The following is a 16,180-nucleotide window of genomic DNA, read 5'->3' as shown; positions in this document are numbered from 1 at the left end:
AGTCGACTTTTTGAACAACCTCTATAGAAAAATGGCAAAGGAGGCAATGGAATGAAAGAATATGCAGCCGGTGAGTATGAAGTAATCGTGATCGGCGCCGGCCACGCAGGCTGCGAGTCGGCGCTTGCGGCAGCCCGCATGGGCTGCAATACGCTTCTGCTCACAATAAATTTGGATATGGTGGCGTTCATGCCGTGCAATCCTTCGATCGGCGGACCGGCGAAGGGGCATGTCGTACGCGAAATTGACGCTTTGGGCGGCGAGATGGGCCGCAATATCGATAAAACGTTTATCCAAATGCGAATGCTGAACACGGGGAAAGGCCCGGCCGTTCATGCGCTTCGTGCGCAAGCGGATAAATTTCTGTACCAGCATACGATGAAAGAAACGCTCGAGAAGACGGATAATCTTACGCTCCGCCAGGGGATGGTGGAGGAATTGATCGTTGAAGACGGACATTGCGTCGGCGTTCGCACGAAGACGGGCGCGGAATACCGCGGCAAAGCGGTCGTGCTCACAACGGGCACCTATTTGCGCGGCAAAATTATTATGGGAGAGCTGAAGTACGAGAGCGGCCCCAACAATCAGCAGCCGTCGATTAAACTGTCCGATTCGCTTCGCAATCTTGGATTCGAACTGGTTCGTTTCAAAACGGGGACGCCGCCGCGGGTGCATCGGGATACGATCGATTTCTCCAAGACGGAGATTCAGCCAGGAGATGAAAATCCGAAATTTTTCTCTTATGAAACGAAATCATCCGATAACGAGCAATTGCCATGCTGGCTGACCTATACATCGGAAGAAACGCATCGCATCATTAACGAAAACTTGCATCGGGCGCCGATGTTTTCCGGATTGATCGAAGGGACGGGCGCGCGCTATTGCCCATCGATCGAAGATAAAATCGTCCGGTTCAGCGACAAGCCGAAGCATCAAATTTTCTTGGAGCCGGAAGGGAAGACGACGGCGGAATATTATGTGCAAGGGCTGTCGACCAGTATGCCGGAAGATGTCCAATTGCGCATGCTTCGTTCCGTCCCGGGTCTGGAAAACGTCGAAATGATGCGTACCGGCTATGCGATCGAGTACGATGTCATCGTACCGTCCCAATTGTGGCCGTCGTTGGAAACGAAGCTGGTACCCGGGTTGTTTACGGCGGGGCAAATTAACGGAACGTCCGGGTATGAAGAAGCCGGAGCGCAAGGCATTATGGCGGGAATTAACGCGGCACGCAAAGTACAAGGGAAAGAACCGGTTATTCTGGACCGTTCCCAAGGATATATCGGCGTGCTCATCGACGATCTCGTGACGAAAGGAACGAACGAACCGTACCGGCTATTGACGTCGCGGGCGGAATACCGTTTGCTGCTTAGACATGACAATGCCGACCTGCGGCTCACCCCGATCGGATACGAAATCGGATTAATATCTGAAGAACGGTATGCTGCATTTATCGATAAGAAGAACCGGGTGGAGCTTGAAATCGAACGATTGAAATCGACGAAAATTCAACCGTCCGAAGTCCAAGCGCTGCTTGCCGAACTCGGGTCCGCACCGCTGCAAAACACGAGCGACGCGATGTCGTTATTGCGGCGTCCCGAGATCACATACGCTCATCTGGAGTCCATTTCGTCTTCTCCTTACGAATTAAACGATGAGATGAAGGAACAAGTCGAAATTCAAATTAAATATTCGGGATATATCGAAAAACAGTTATTGCAAGTGGAACGGTTGAAAAAGATGGAGAAAAAACGGATTCCGGAAGATATCAATTACGACGATATCCACGGCATTGCGACGGAAGGAAAACAAAGGCTCGCCAAAATTCGCCCGATTTCGATTGGGCAAGCGTCCCGTATATCCGGCGTTAATCCGGCCGACATATCCATTCTGCTCGTTTACTTGGAGCATTATAACCGCGTGACCGCAGCGAAAGGATCGTAAGATGGACCAGATACAATTGCAATTCCAGCAACGTTTGCACGAACAGGGGATCGACGTAAGTAACGAGCAATTGGAACAATTCGAAACGTATTACCGCGAGTTGGTCTTGTGGAACGAAAAAATGAATTTAACCGGCATCACGGAAAGAGAGCAAGTGTACACGAAGCATTTCTTCGACTCTGTCTCTCTTTCCTTCTTCATCGATATGAACGAAGTGAAGTCCATAGCGGATATTGGATCGGGAGCCGGTTTTCCGAGCTTCCCTTTGAAAATTTGCTTTCCTCATCTCCAGGTAACCATCGTCGACTCTTTAAATAAACGAATTCAATTTTTGCAGCATATTGCGTCTCAGCTTACATTGCACGATGTGGAATGCATTCATGGAAGGGCGGAAGACGTAGCGCGTAACGACGCTTATCGCGATCGTTTCGATCTTGTGACCGCCCGCGCAGTTGCGCGTTTGTCGGTATTGAACGAATTTTGCCTTCCTTTTGCTCGAAAAGGGGGACAATTTGCCGCAATGAAAGGCTCCGATCCAACGGATGAAATTCGAGAAGCGAAACGAAGTTTCAAAGAATTAAAGGGAGAGTTGAAGGGAGTTTATCCTTTCACATTGCCGGTGGAACAATCGGATCGCCATATCATCTTGATCACGAAAACGGAGAAAACGCCCGCAAAATATCCCCGCAAAGCAGGTATGCCGCTTAAATCGCCAATCGTATGACGGCGATAGCGGACATACCTTTATGTTTCACGTGGAACATTCCATCTCATGAAATATTTATTTTTCACGATTTGTTCGGCAGGAAAATGGGGATAGATTGGAGAATATATAATAGTAATAGGTAGAGCGGAACTAGCCCGTGTACCGTGGCAAATCGCGACCGCAATGAGAAAACCTCTATCGAGGCCTTTCGAAGATGAGCGACCGCGTTCAGCGGCAGGTTTTATCGCCAAATAGAATTTGGTATCTCCTCAGGTTTGGGAAACTTATAAATTCTATTGTGGTTGAAAAAGCCGCTTTGGCAACCTTTTGCTAAGCATAACAACGGCGTAAGCTTGCAGCTTTGAATGCGTTTATTGCCGTCGATTGGAATGCCGATTGAAAGCGGAATGATAGATACATAGAGTCTCAAACTAACGGATAACGTCACAGTTTTAGAATTTTTTTCTTGTTGTGCATGTTTAAAAAGTTGGCGTATTCTATAAATGCGACGAGTTCATTGACATCAATTGAACACTCTCGGTCTGTGAATCGAAGAATCGTTTTCTAAAAGATTACGCTTTTTTTAACACGCATTCCAGTACTTTAAGGTGGTATAATACGGAATGAAAGAACAATTTTCAAGATTGTTTGGTTTGCAGGAACGAAACAACCAAGAAGAAGTGAAACAAATCTCCGTTGATGAAATCGTTACCAGTCCTTATCAACCGAGAACGGTATTTGACGATGAGAAAATTGATGAACTATGTCAAACGATTAAGACGCATGGCATTATTCAACCGATTGTCGTTCGCGTTCGAAATGGCAAGCATGAGATCATAGCGGGGGAAAGACGTTGGAGAGCGGTGAAAAAGCTCGGCCTGACGACGATTCCCGCGATTATACGCGAAATTAACGATTCGCAAGCCGCATCCATTGCATTGATCGAAAATTTGCAGCGGGAAGGATTAACCTCGATCGAAGAAGCGATCGCCTATCAAAAATTGATCGACTTGCATCAATTGACGCAAGAAAGTTTGGCGCAGCGATTAGGGAAGAGCCAGTCCACTATTGCCAACAAAATTCGGTTATTGCAATTGCCGGAGCAAGTCAAAGTCGCTCTTATGGAACGCAAAATAACAGAACGGCATGCCCGCGCGTTGTTGTCGCTCGATTCGGAAGAGCTGCAGTTAAAAATATTGAACGATATCATCGCGAAAGACTTGAATGTGAAGCAAACGGAGGCGAGAGTCGCCTTTTATAAAGAGTCGGTCAAAACAAAGAAAGCGAAAAGAATCTCTTTTACGAAAGACGTCAGGCTTGCCGTAAATACGATTCGCCAATCAATCGAGATGGTAACGGGATCGGGATTGAACATTAAAACAGACGAGAAAGATCATGAAGACCACTACGAGATTGTTATTAAAATCCCAAAAAGATAACAGCAACTTACGCTCAAGGGCGGCTGAGTGAAGCCGCTCTTGAATAACCTAAAAAGCAAAAACAGTACGTCAATAGACGTTTTTTTTGCGCCTTTTTAAAAGATTGAGGTGAATTGATTTGTCTAAAATAATTGCAATAGCCAATCAAAAGGGTGGCGTCGGAAAAACAACGACTTCCGTTAATTTGGGCGCAGGGCTTGCAACTCTTGGAAAACGCGTTCTGTTGGTCGATATCGATCCCCAAGGAAATACGACTAGTGGAATCGGGATCAACAAAGCGGATGTCGTTAATTGCATTTACGATGTAATCATTAACGACGTACATCCCAAAGACGCGTTGCAAGAGACGAATATAGAAGGACTGCATATTATCCCGGCAACGATTCAATTGGCCGGCGCGGAAATTGAGCTTGTTCCTACGATTTCCAGAGAAGTTCGGTTAAAAAAATCGCTGCAGTTAATCAAGCATATGTACGATTATATATTGATCGATTGTCCGCCTTCGCTCGCCATACTGACGATCAACTCATTGACGGCGGCGGATTCGGTTCTAATACCGATTCAATGCGAGTACTACGCGTTGGAAGGGCTCAGCCAATTGTTGAACACGGTTCGTCTTGTTCAGAAACATTTGAACACATCGTTGCAAATTGAAGGCGTGCTGTTAACGATGTTTGACGCGAGAACGAATTTGGGCATTCAAGTGATTGAAGAAGTGAAAAAATATTTCCAGCAAAAGGTGTACCAAACGGTGATTCCGCGTAATATTCGGTTGAGCGAAGCTCCGTCGCACGGCCAATCGATTATTACGTACGATCCGAAATCGAAGGGTGCGGAAGTCTATTTGGAGCTTGCAAAGGAAGTGATTTCTTATGAGTAAACGTTTAGGCAAAGGGTTAGACGCATTAATTCCTTCGTTGGCGATTAACGATGACGACAAAGTCGTAGAAATCCCCTTGAGTCAGTTGCGCGCCAATCCTTATCAACCGCGTAAATCGTTTGACGACGAATCGATCCGCGAATTGGCGGAATCGATCAAACAACATGGCGTCATCCAACCTATTATCGTGCGGAGCATTTTGAAAGGCTTTGAGATTATTGCCGGAGAACGGCGTTTCCGCGCTTCCCAATATTGCGGGAATGCTACGATTCCGGCGGTCGTTCGAAATTTCACCGATCAGCAAGTGATGGAGATTGCATTAATCGAAAACTTGCAGCGCGAGAATTTGAACGCCATTGAAATTGCCGTCGCCTATCAAGGTTTGATGGACCAGTTTTCATTAACGCAGGAAGAATTGTCGATGAAAGTCGGTAAATCGCGTTCGCATATCGCAAACTTTTTACGATTATTGCAATTGCCCGAGGAAGTGAAGGATAATGTTTCACGTGGAACATTGTCGATGGGACATGCGCGTGCGATTGCCGGAGTGAAAGATACGGCTACCGTAAAAGAGTTGGCGAAACTAACGATCGAGAACGAGTGGAGCGTACGGGAGTTGGAAGAGGCGATCCAAAAGCTTGACACGAAAGGGAAAGACCGTGCGAAACCGAAAACGAAGAAAAAAGACCCTTATATCGACGGCGTGGAAGAATTGTTGAGAGAACGTTTTAAAACGACCGTTAAAATTAAACATAATAAAGATAAAGGGAGAATTGAGCTGCTGTATTACAGTAAGCAAGATTTGGAACGGTTGCTCGAAATGTTGCAATAACTTTTCTTATCTGAATTGTAATGTAGCGATCTCGCATCCATGGATGCGAGATTTTATGTATCTGCCAATCGTTTGGTTTCATGCATAGAGGACGGTGCAAGATTTGGGATGTAGAAAGAACAGGGGGGTGGGAGAATGGGGCATGAAGTTATTCGTTATTTCGACCATGCGGCGACGTCCTGGCCAAAACCGCCGCAAGTCATCGAAGCGATGCAAAAGGCGATGCTCGATTATGGAGCGAATCCGGGCAGAGGAAGTCATGCGATGGCGGTGCAGGCGAGCAGGGTGATCTATGAAACGCGCCGTCATTTGTCCCAATTGTTCGGCGTTCGCAATCCGATGGATGTTATATTTACACTCAATACGACGATGGCGTTGAATTTGGCGATTAAAGGCATCGTCAGGCCGGGCGATCACATCGTTGTTACCGGGATTGAGCATAATTCGGTTCGCAGGCCTGTCGAATATTTGCGACGGATTTGGAATTTGGACGTAACCTATATTAAAGCGAATCGCCAAGGTGTCGTAGATCTGCGCGAATTGGAACAATCGTTTCGCCCGCATACCAAATTGGTCGCCTGCTCCCATAGTTCGAATTTGTTGGGGACGATTTTGCCGGTTGGCGAAGTTGGAGAAATGACAAGAAAACGCGGCGTAAAATTATTGGTCGATGCGGCGCAGACGGCGGGAACGATCCCGATCGATGTGGCGTCGATGGGCATTGATATGCTGGCTTTTCCGGGTCATAAAGGCTTGTTGGGGCCTCAAGGTACAGGCGGATTATACATTGCGCCCGATATGGAATTGGAGCCGTTGTTGCACGGAGGAACAGGGAGCCAATCGGATGCGGTTGAACAGCCAGGCGTTCGTCCGGACCGATACGAAGCGGGAACGCCGAACACGGTCGGCCTGGCCGGATTGAACGAAGGCGTGAAGTTCATTCTGAATGAGACCGTTGAAAAAATTCATACTAAAGAATGGAAGTTGACGCAGCGGATGATGGATCAATTGCGTCAACTTCCAGGTATCGAATTGTTAGGTCCCGATCTGGGGGAAGATAAAACGGGAATCGTCTCCTTTACCGTAAAAGGAGCGGATAACGCGGAAATCGCGTTCCGATTGGATCGCGAATACGGCATAGCCGTTCGAGCAGGTTATCACTGTACTCCGCTGGCGCATGATGCTGCCGGTACGACGCGAACGGGAGCGGTACGGGCGAGCGTAGGGTATACGACAACGGAAGAGGACGTGAATGCGTTTCTTGACGCGATGCGTGATATTCAAACACATTCGAAATAGGGCGGGGGAGAGTTCGTTAACGTGAATGAATTAATATTGGAACAGATGCAGTGGATCGTCGCCGGGTTTGTCGTCATATTGATTGTGATGTTGGTCTTGATCATCGCACAAGGCGTGAAGTTATCCAAACTTCGGCGAAGTTATCATCAAATGATGGAAAATAGCGGCGTACCGAATTTGGAAAATGTAATTATTTCAATGAAAGAAAATATAGCCGAAATGCAGAAAGGGCAATCGACCCTAGTTTCGGAAATGCGGGGCATCACGGAAAGATTGTTGAAGATGAAGGCGAAAATCGGCATTATTCGTTATAATGCCTTTAGCGATACCGGAAGCGATTTGAGCTTTTCCTTGGCGATTTTAAATGAAAAACAAGACGGCATCGTTTTGTCTGCACTACATAGCAGAGATAATTCCTATGTGTATGCAAAGCCCGTCCAAGGAGGCAGCTCCAATTATTCTCTTTCTCCAGAAGAGAAGACGGCGATTAGTCTCGCCGCCGAGCAGGAGTAGCGCCGGCAAGATGCCATCGCTTTACGGCAATATATAAACTGTTCGCAATAATGTCGGACAATTTCATGACCAGGCTTAACCGGGTGTTTTGCAACACGAAGTATTCCATAAAACCGCCGACGTTTACGATGCCCGTAATGTGGATATCGCCGACCGGCGGTAATTCTTTATGTACGCCCGCGCCCGGCCGTACCGGACCGAAACCGACTTGAATATTGCCGACGCTTGACGTTTGGCCGAGACAAGCATCGATCCCGACGATAAAAGGGTCGGTAAAGTTGTTATGGATATGTTGAAGCGTGTCTTTTAAATTGACGGCATGGACGGGTTCGTCCAATGTGCCGAATAAGTGAAACAAAGGGCTGTTATATTTGGACAATGCGGTTCCGACGAGCGGGCCGAGACAGTCTCCGGTCGAACGGTCGGTGCCGACGCATACGACGACCAAACGTTGCTCGGGCTCGATGAATTGAAAATGTTCTACCAATCGGTTCGTGACGGCGGTATGAATATGAGGTTCGGTATGAGACAATTTTAGAGAAGGCAAAGCTTTTAATACATGATGATCAATGGAAGATGGCATGACATTCAACCTCCGTCTATGATTTGTATTCCTAGTATATGGATGTTGAAACCAATTTATACTTGCGAGATTCATATTTTGTGGAAGTTGCGCGGAAAGTTCGCGCAGCGGATCAAAATGATCTGCCAGCGAAGGAAGGACCGAAAGCGGATGGATTCGGATATGTTGCTTATTGCATTCGATTCGACACAACAAGCTTTACGCGCGGAGATGCTCTTGGAGTATGCCGGCATCGAAATCGATATTTGCCCTACGCCGAAGGAAATTACGGCCGGTTGCGCTCTATCGATCGAATTCCCTGCCGCAAGCTTGGATCGGGTGAGGGAGATGATACAAAGCGAGCGGGTTGAGATTAGAGGGATCTATTTTAAAAATGAAAAAGAATATGTTACCATCGAATCATGACCGAACCGCACGACTGGAGGGTTGATTCGTGTACAAGTTTCATGAAATGCCATTGGCCGAATCGTCGAATATAGAAGCGGAAATTCAAGAGAAGCTGAACGTGTTTCAACAATTTTGGAATTATGTGACGAGTTCGGAGACGTGGGGAGGATATTTATGGAGCTTGATTGATATTGTCATCATATTTATCGTAACCCGCGCAGTCATAGCGATCGTACATCGCATCATCGATCATACGATGAGCAAAAAGGAAAAGATGCGCCTAAACGTCAATTCGAGAAGAATGGTTACGGTCGCCAAGCTGCTCAAAAACGTGACTTCCTATACATTGAATTTTATTATGTTATTGCTGGTGCTGGCCGAATTCAATATTAATTTGGGTCCGCTGCTGGCGGGAGCCGGCGTCGTAGGGCTGGCGATCGGTTTTGGCGCCCAAAGCTTGGTAAAAGATGTGATCACCGGTTTCTTCATCATCTTCGAAGACCAATTCGCCGTCGGAGATATCATCGAGACCGGGAAATTCAGAGGTACGGTGGAAGTGATCGGTTTACGGTCGACGCGCATTAAAAACTGGACGGGAGAAGTCCATATTATTCCGAATGGAATGATTAATGAAGTGACAAATTTTTCGTTGGAAAATTCGATCGCGGTAATCGATATAGCGGTCGCGTACGAAGAGGATGCGGAGCGAACGATTCAAATCATTAAAGAAACCGTCGAGCCGATGGTTGCTGAAATAGAAGATTTGTTGAAAGTGCCGGAAGTGTTAGGGGTACAAACGTTTGGTTCGACGGGAGTAACGATTCGCGTAATTGCCGAATGCAAACCATACACGCATTATGGAGTGACACGGATCATCAATGCGAGATTGAAAAAAGCGCTCGATGCGAAAGGGATCGATATTCCATATCCGCGGCTCGTCACGTATCAAAGAGCGGGTAAAGGGGGGATGAACGATGGAACGTAAACAATTCGAACTTGGGGATGTCGTACAAATGAAAAAGCCGCATCCTTGCGGCTCTAATGAAATGGAAATCATACGTATGGGGATGGACATCCGGATTAAATGCGTCGGCTGTCAGCATAGTGTTCTCATTCCCCGGGTGAAATTCGAGAAAAATATGAAGAAGGTGTTGCGGTCCGCCGCAACGCAGAAGGAAGAAGGAAACGCGACGTAGAGCGATGATACTCGCTGCGTACATTTCCATTCGTTAGACAGGGGGGAACTGGGAAGTTCCCCGGATTTTTACACTTTAAAAATTGTGTTGCAATATTCGATAGACTGTGATAATATTATTTTTGCTGTGGAAAGGTACCCAAGAGGTCCAAGGGGGCTGACTCGAAATCAGCTAGGCGTCATCAGGCGTGCGTGGGTTCGAATCCCACCCTTTCCGCCATACATAACGTTACATCACCTCTTACGTGAGATCGTAGGAGGTTTTTTGATTGTTGAAGTTTTGACGTTCCGCGCAACAGCAACTGCAGAAATCCAGCTATTTCTCGGGAAAAAGGCCTTTATTGCGCCTATAAAAGGGGATAGAACCCTATTTCGAAGGCGATCCGCTCTAACCTACGCTCCTTGTTTGGCGCTAACGAAACTGACCATCCTTATTGGGCAAAAAATGAGGACGTTGCCAATCTAACGAAAGTACGTATCGGTATTCATTGGAAATCGGCGCTTTTATCGCCTTTTTCCCCTCATTAGCGTGTTTCAGTTTCGTTACACCAGCAACAGGGTCATTTACAGGCTATTAGCGTGTTCTAGTTTCGTTAGCCCACCCTGCGGGTCGTCACGGTTTTTTGCCGGCCAATCTGACCTTAATTGATGAAACGCCCAGTACCAAATCGGGCGATTCAATGGATTTTTGCACTTACATACGAGGGAAACATCAATGAATATTCGCGCTTACGCGCCGGAGTCACGTCATCGAGCCTCCGAACGCCAAAAGGGCCCTTTCGGACCCTTCGCTGGTTGACGGCGTTTGATTGTTGGAATTCTTTACTCAAAGCATGTTAAAGCTCGGTGTATTGAAAGATCAATACGCATGTGTTGCAGACAAGTGTCTTTGGCACATTCCTCCGCTTTTATGCCGTGTAGCCAAGATCTCCTTGCGGTTGTTGCGCTGTCACGTTCAACGGAACCACACCTCTCTATACGCCGTCGGAGTTACTATGCGCGAATTGCCGCGATAATATACATCACTTCAGCGCATTCCGCTTGCTCTTCCATTTTCGGTTATGATTCGACGTTTCCGGGAATCGTTCGCCTTTCCGCAAACGAATCTGTTTCGGATCGTTTATGCCCATATGAAAATCGGCCTCGCCCACCTCGATATAGGTCGCGTCGTTCGGCGCTTTGTCGCCCGGTTCGAACTCCGTCTGTTCGCCCAATACGTTCACCTCCGATAAGCTTGAATGAAAATGGCTGTTCCACCATATTGTTTGCCGGGACGGTACCGAACATAAGTGTGAAAATATTTCCGCAAGCGCCGCCTTGACTTGTCATCGGACCTAGGTTTTGATATATTAGTTAGGTGCGAGTTTTCCTCGTACCCCTTGCTCCCAACATGATTGGGGGCCGTTAGTCCAAGAGGAGGTGAAAGATATGCGCAAATATGAAGTGATGTACATTATTCGTACCGACATTGAGCAGGAAGCTGTTCAAGCGGCAGTCGAAAAGTTCCAAGGCATCATCTCCAACGGTGGTGAAATTACGAAGCACGATGTGCTCGGCAAACGCCGTCTTGCGTATGAGATCAACAAGTTTCGCGACGGAATTTATGTCCTGGTCAACTTTACGGCAGAGCCTGCAGTTGTAGCGGAACTTGAGCGTGTAATGAAGATTTCCGATGAAGTCATTCGTTACTTGATCACGCAAGATGTTGCTTAATCGAAACATTGGGCTTTTGTAATGATCGTTGAAGGAGGGGATTCGATTGTTAAACCGTGTCATTCTGATCGGACGCTTAACCCGCGATCCGGAGTTGCGTTATACTCCTTCGGGTGTCGCAATAACCCAGTTCACCCTGGCGGTGGATCGTCCGTTTACAAGCCAAGGCGGCGAACGGGAGGCGGATTTTATCCCTGTCGTTACGTGGAGGCAGCTCGCCGAGACATGCGCGAATTACTTGCGCAAAGGCCGTTTAACGGCGGTGGAAGGTCGCATTCAAGTACGCAATTACGAGAATAACGAAGGAAAGCGCGTTTACGTGACGGAAGTTATTGCAGATAATGTGCGTTTCTTGGAATCGGCTAACCGCGATGGCGGCGGCGCTCCGCGCGAGGAATCGGGCTTTGGCGGCGGCGGATTCGGGGGCGGCAGCGGCTACGGCGAAGGCGGACAGGGCAACCGGAATTCGGGAGTTTCGCGCAACAACAATCAAGATCCTTTTTCCGATGACGGAAAACCGATCGATATATCGGATGATGACTTGCCATTTTAAGAACGAAAGGACTGAATACGGATGAGCTTCAAGCAAAGAGAAGGCAATGAAGAGCGCGGCGAGAAAAAATTCGGAGGCCGCCGCGGCGGACGCAACAAACGCCGTAAAGTGTGCTACTTCACAGTGAACAAAATTACTCACATTGACTATAAAGATACGGATTTGCTTCGTAAATTTATTAGCGAGCGCGGAAAAATTCTTCCTCGCCGCGTCACTGGAACAAGCGCGAAATATCAACGCTTGCTGACGATCGCCGTGAAACGCGCGCGTCAAATCGCATTGTTGCCGTACACAACGGAATAATCGATACCCAATCAAGGGACTGTTCCTGCAGGTCTTTCCATGGACTTGAGGGACAGTCCTTTTTTGTTGCGCTCAGCGGCGCTTCTCAACCCTTGTTTATTCAAGGGTTCTTTTTTTATAATTAGCAAAATGTTAGGTGGTCTCGACAACACAATCTCCTCGAATTATGATATTATTAAAAAATTATAACTGCCGCATAATTTTTTATTGTCATTTTGTTAATGTGCGAAATGGAAAGCGCTTGCACCAATCAAATGCCTATGATCGTAAAGGAGACCTCCCGCTATGAAGTTTACGAATCTTCTAAGGTTGATATCGCCTGCATTGAGCATTCAAGGAAAAATATTTCTCGCATTCGGCCTCGTCACCCTTCTCTCGATCGTCTCTATTACCGGCATCGTCTATATGAACATGCGCGAGACGATCAAGCATAACGCGGTTACTTCGGTAGCGGACAGCATCCGGCAAGCGGATGAGTCGCTCAATGTGATGCTGGAGGAAATAAACCGGTTGAACACGGTCGTTGTGTCCAGCAAAAATACGGTCATCGATACGGTGTTGAGCCCTACGGAGGAGATCAGCTACGAATGGTTTCAAGAGCAGAAGCGGATTAATGAATTTCTATCGGGCTTAATCGATTATAAGCCGTATATTACACGGATTGCCGTTGTCGGCTTGAACGGCAAAGTATTCTTCACCGGAGGCCCATGGATCGACCGTACCGTGCTCGGAACGCCGATGATGGATTATATGCTCCGCAACGGTTCGCGTCACGCCTACTTCAAGCCGACAGGCGGGGAGATGGAGGCAATCACCGTCGGCCGCGAGATTCGTTATAATCGCGAGACGATCGGCGTGGTCATGGTGGATTTGAATTATGATTTCATCAAAAAAACGTATGGCGTGAAGCCGACCGCAGACAGCATGCTGTATGTGTTGGACGAGGAGAACGGATTCGTCTACCAATCCGAATCGGCGCCATCCTCTTACGCTCCTTCCATCGAGACCGTTGTCAACATTAATCAGGAATTTGCGGGAATCGGCCACGCGGTAGAAAAGATGATCGAAGGAAGATCCTACATCGTCGTCAGCCGCATATCCGATTATACAGGCTGGACTACATTGGCGCTCATTCCGATGGATTCCCTGCTTAGCGAATCTACCAGAATCCGCAATTTGATGGCGGAAATATCGATCATCGTTTTTATCGTCGTCTTGATCGGATCGCTGCAGGTGTCGTCCCGGATCACGATCAATATTCGGCGGCTGAGATCGATGATGATGTTCGTGAAAGACGGAAATTTGACGTTCCCGAAAACGGAAATTAAAACGAAGGACGAGGTCGGGCAGTTGTACCGTGTCTTCGTCAGTATGGTGGAAGAACTGAAGCGGCTGCTGGAAGGGATCCGGATTAGCGAGAAAGAGAAGCGCGAGGCCGAACTAACCGCGCTGCAGGCGCAGATTCGTCCGCATTTTCTCTATAATTCGCTCAACACGATCAAGTATTTGGCCAAACTGAATGGGGCCCCCAATATCGAAGAGGTGTCCGGCTCGTTAATCGAATTGATGCGGGGCGTACTCGGAAATTCAAATGAATTTATTACGGTGCGGGAAGAGTTGGACTATGTATCCAGCTATGTATCCATCGAGAAGTACAAGTATATGGAGCCGATCCAGGTGTACACTCAGGTCGAGGACGAAGCCTTGCTGGAGTGCCGCGTGCTGAAGCTGATGCTGCAGCCTCTCGTGGAGAATGCAATCATTCATGGAGTCGGCCCGTCGGAGGATGGGGGATTCGTGCTCATTCGCGTCTACGAGGAGCATAACGATCTTAAAATCGAAGTGAACGACAACGGCCAAGGCATGACGCAGGAGCAAGCGGATCTTCTGCTGGGGGACACGGACAAGAAGGAGATTCCGTCGCGCTTCAGCGGCATGGGAATTCGCAACGTGCACGAGCGGATTGTTCGCATGTACGGCGAGCGGTATGGCATGAAGCTGTATAGCGAGCCGGGACGGTATACGAAGGTGGAGGTTACATTCCCTAAACTATCGAGTATGGATCAATCGGATAAAGAAGAGGTGGTCTGAGCATGTTTCAAGTGATGCTGATTGATGACGAACCGTTGGTGCATAACGATCTAGGGACGTTATTGGATTGGAGAAAGCATGGCTTCGAGATATGCGGCGAAGCGTATAACGGAGCAATGGCATTAACAATGATCGAGCAATCTCCGCCTCATATCGCCATCATTGATGTGAATATGCCCGACATGAACGGTGTCGAGCTCCATCGAACGATTCGGGACAGGTTCCCTTCCGTGAAGACGATCATGCTTAGCAGTTACGACGATTACGATTATGTGCGGGAGAGCTTGAAGAACGGAGCCGTCGATTATTTGCTGAAGCATCGCTTGGACGATGCGACGCTGTTAACGATGTTGAACAAAGCGGTCCGGGATCTGCAGCAGGAGGATCGGATGCATGAAAGCCGTGCGGCCCACAAACAATTAGCGGAGAGAATGAGTCCCGTCCTCATCCGCGACTATATAGCGGATCTCGTGAGAGGGAAGGCGGATGCGGCGACGGAGCTGGAAGCCTATGCGCGGAAGAACGGCTTGTATGCACAAGCGGTCGGCTACGCGGCGGCGGCGGTGCAGATCGTGCCGTTCCTGTTGCTCACGAAATCCTGCAGCGATGTACAGACGAACCGGCTGGTTCAACAAGCCGTCGACATGATGCAGCAGGGCTTGGGCGATATTCACGAGCGGTCTGTCGCTTATATGGGGGACGGTCGCTTGGTTGTCGTGTTCTCGTTCAAGGAGCGCAGCGAACATGCCGCCGCAAGCGAGGCCGGGAGACTGATGAGCAAGCTTCGGCATTCGCTTGAGCTATTCTTGAATTTGAAATGCATCTATGCCGTCGGGCATGTGTGCGGCAGCTTGCCGCAGCTTGGCTCCAGCTACCGCTCGGCCGAACGGGCGCTCGACCTCCCCCCTTCTGCAGAGCGGTCTGCGCCTCATAGGTCTTCCGAGAAACCGGATCAAGCGGAAGGAAGGGGAACGAGCGTCTTTACTCAACGCGTTTCCTTGACGATCGAGGAGCAGAAGCAGCTTCTGCTCGCCATCGAAAGGCTGGATAAGGAAGGCATGCACCGATTGATTGCTTCCGTCTTCGTTTCCATTCGCCATCAGCCGATCCATTCCCATACGGTGCAGATGGTCGTCGGCGAGTTGTTGCATATCGGCGATAAAGCATGGAAGAGAGGGATGCCGACGGCTTTGGCCGAAGCCGTTACGGGGGAGCTGCCTTCCCGCAGCGATTTGGGGAAGATCGATAATATAGGCGAACTGGAGCAATGGCTGCAGCGCTATTACGACTGCTTGCTGAAACTGCTGCGGCAGCAGCGTGCGATCGGACCCTATTCCCGCCACGTGTCGCAGGCGATCGATCTGATTCTGGAAAAGTATCCGGGCTACATTACGTTGGAACTGGCGGCAGGCGCCATCGGCCTGAATCCCTCGTACTTAAGCAGAATATTCAAAGAAGAGACGCAATCGACCTTTTCCGAATATGTAAATCGAGTCCGCATCGAGGCGAGCCGCAAGCTGTTGGAGAGCGGCCAGTATACAATCAAACAAGTTAGCGGTCAAGTAGGCTTCTCTACGCACAACTATTTTTTCAAAGTGTTTAAGGAAGTAACCGGGATGACGCCGCATGCGTATCTGAACGGCTTGGGCGGGGGGAAGGCGGAGTGAAGCCGTCCGCGACCGCGGAAAAGAAGCGGCACGGAGTCGAGGGATTGTAAAAATTGTAGAGTAAATAGTCATATT

Annotated in this window: 17 protein-coding genes and 1 tRNA gene; 16 read left to right on the top strand and 2 right to left on the bottom strand. The window is 48.4% G+C overall.

Features of this window, described 5'->3' with window-relative positions; all coding sequences use genetic code 11:
- The first annotated feature begins 51 nt into the window (after positions 1-51).
- The 7 genes from mnmG (at position 52) to KQI79_RS07925 (ending at position 7,613) form a co-directional block, all read left to right on the top strand.
- Positions 52-1,944: a tRNA uridine-5-carboxymethylaminomethyl(34) synthesis enzyme MnmG gene (mnmG, locus tag KQI79_RS07955; RefSeq protein WP_216537693.1), complete on the top strand. Its 1,893-nt coding sequence runs from the start codon at positions 52-54 to the stop codon at positions 1,942-1,944.
- Between the two features lies 1 nt (position 1,945).
- Positions 1,946-2,668: a 16S rRNA (guanine(527)-N(7))-methyltransferase RsmG gene (gene rsmG / locus KQI79_RS07950; RefSeq protein WP_216537692.1), complete on the top strand. Its 723-nt coding sequence runs from the start codon at positions 1,946-1,948 to the stop codon at positions 2,666-2,668.
- A gap of 605 nt (positions 2,669-3,273) precedes the next feature.
- Positions 3,274-4,089 (top strand): nucleoid occlusion protein, encoded by an 816-nt coding sequence (gene noc, locus KQI79_RS07945; RefSeq protein WP_216537691.1) that lies wholly within the window; start codon positions 3,274-3,276, stop codon positions 4,087-4,089.
- A gap of 118 nt (positions 4,090-4,207) precedes the next feature.
- Positions 4,208-4,969: a ParA family protein gene (locus tag KQI79_RS07940; RefSeq protein WP_216537690.1), complete on the top strand. Its 762-nt coding sequence runs from the start codon at positions 4,208-4,210 to the stop codon at positions 4,967-4,969.
- Positions 4,962-5,801, top strand: coding sequence for a ParB/RepB/Spo0J family partition protein (locus KQI79_RS07935; RefSeq protein WP_216537689.1), 840 nt, complete (start codon positions 4,962-4,964; stop codon positions 5,799-5,801). Before KQI79_RS07940 ends, KQI79_RS07935 begins: the two co-directional genes overlap by 8 nt.
- A 135-nt stretch (positions 5,802-5,936) precedes the next feature.
- A complete protein-coding gene (locus KQI79_RS07930) occupies positions 5,937-7,100 on the top strand; it encodes an aminotransferase class V-fold PLP-dependent enzyme (RefSeq protein WP_216537688.1) in 1,164 nt (387 codons plus the stop codon).
- Positions 7,101-7,121: 21 nt separating this feature from the next.
- Positions 7,122-7,613: a DUF4446 family protein gene (locus KQI79_RS07925; RefSeq protein ID WP_367398150.1), complete on the top strand. Its 492-nt coding sequence runs from the start codon at positions 7,122-7,124 to the stop codon at positions 7,611-7,613.
- On the opposite strand, the gene yyaC is transcribed toward KQI79_RS07925, so the two are convergent.
- On the bottom strand, positions 7,588-8,196 hold the full coding sequence (gene yyaC / locus KQI79_RS07920) for a spore protease YyaC (protein ID WP_216537687.1): 609 nt from the start codon (positions 8,194-8,196) through the stop codon (positions 7,588-7,590). The two genes, KQI79_RS07925 and yyaC, sit on opposite strands and share 26 nt — an antisense overlap.
- A gap of 150 nt (positions 8,197-8,346) precedes the next feature.
- Here yyaC and KQI79_RS07915 point away from each other — a divergent pair, with 150 nt between their 5' ends.
- The 4 genes from KQI79_RS07915 (at position 8,347) to KQI79_RS07900 (ending at position 9,998) form a co-directional block, all read left to right on the top strand.
- Positions 8,347-8,601 (top strand): putative Se/S carrier protein, encoded by a 255-nt coding sequence (locus KQI79_RS07915; protein ID WP_230192911.1) that lies wholly within the window; start codon positions 8,347-8,349, stop codon positions 8,599-8,601.
- A gap of 28 nt (positions 8,602-8,629) precedes the next feature.
- Positions 8,630-9,568, top strand: coding sequence for a mechanosensitive ion channel family protein (locus tag KQI79_RS07910; protein ID WP_367398149.1), 939 nt, complete (start codon positions 8,630-8,632; stop codon positions 9,566-9,568).
- Positions 9,558-9,779, top strand: coding sequence for a DUF951 domain-containing protein (locus KQI79_RS07905; RefSeq protein ID WP_216537686.1), 222 nt, complete (start codon positions 9,558-9,560; stop codon positions 9,777-9,779). The genes KQI79_RS07910 and KQI79_RS07905 overlap by 11 nt, the downstream gene beginning before the upstream one ends.
- A 128-nt stretch (positions 9,780-9,907) precedes the next feature.
- Positions 9,908-9,998: transfer RNA gene (locus tag KQI79_RS07900), tRNA-Ser, on the top strand.
- Positions 9,999-10,800: 802 nt separating this feature from the next.
- Here the strand turns inward: KQI79_RS07900 and KQI79_RS07895 are convergent.
- Positions 10,801-10,992: a YjzC family protein gene (locus KQI79_RS07895; protein WP_216537685.1), complete on the bottom strand. Its 192-nt coding sequence runs from the start codon at positions 10,990-10,992 to the stop codon at positions 10,801-10,803.
- Positions 10,993-11,206: 214 nt separating this feature from the next.
- Between KQI79_RS07895 and rpsF the strand changes: the two genes are divergently transcribed.
- The 5 genes from rpsF to KQI79_RS07870 all read left to right on the top strand — a co-directional run bounded on the left by rpsF (position 11,207) and on the right by KQI79_RS07870 (position 16,105).
- On the top strand, positions 11,207-11,491 hold the full coding sequence (gene rpsF, locus KQI79_RS07890; protein WP_216537684.1) for a 30S ribosomal protein S6: 285 nt from the start codon (positions 11,207-11,209) through the stop codon (positions 11,489-11,491).
- A gap of 46 nt (positions 11,492-11,537) precedes the next feature.
- Entirely contained in the window at positions 11,538-12,044 is a 507-nt protein-coding gene (ssb, locus tag KQI79_RS07885; RefSeq protein ID WP_216537683.1) for a single-stranded DNA-binding protein, read from the top strand.
- A 21-nt stretch (positions 12,045-12,065) separates the two neighbouring features.
- Positions 12,066-12,347, top strand: coding sequence for a 30S ribosomal protein S18 (rpsR, locus tag KQI79_RS07880; RefSeq protein WP_216537682.1), 282 nt, complete (start codon positions 12,066-12,068; stop codon positions 12,345-12,347).
- Between the two features lie 285 nt (positions 12,348-12,632).
- Positions 12,633-14,438, top strand: coding sequence for a sensor histidine kinase (locus tag KQI79_RS07875; protein ID WP_216537681.1), 1,806 nt, complete (start codon positions 12,633-12,635; stop codon positions 14,436-14,438).
- A gap of 2 nt (positions 14,439-14,440) precedes the next feature.
- The gene (locus tag KQI79_RS07870) at positions 14,441-16,105 is read left to right on the top strand and encodes a response regulator (RefSeq protein WP_216537680.1); all 1,665 of its coding nucleotides are present in this window, start codon (positions 14,441-14,443) and stop codon (positions 16,103-16,105) included.
- Positions 16,106-16,180: the final 75 nt, after the last annotated feature.

The organism is Paenibacillus sp. MSJ-34, from assembly GCF_018918005.1.
GTDB lineage: Bacteria > Bacillota > Bacilli > Paenibacillales > Paenibacillaceae > MSJ-34.
Note: the sequence above shows the minus strand (reverse complement) of the source record. Positions and strands in the feature narration are given on the sequence as shown.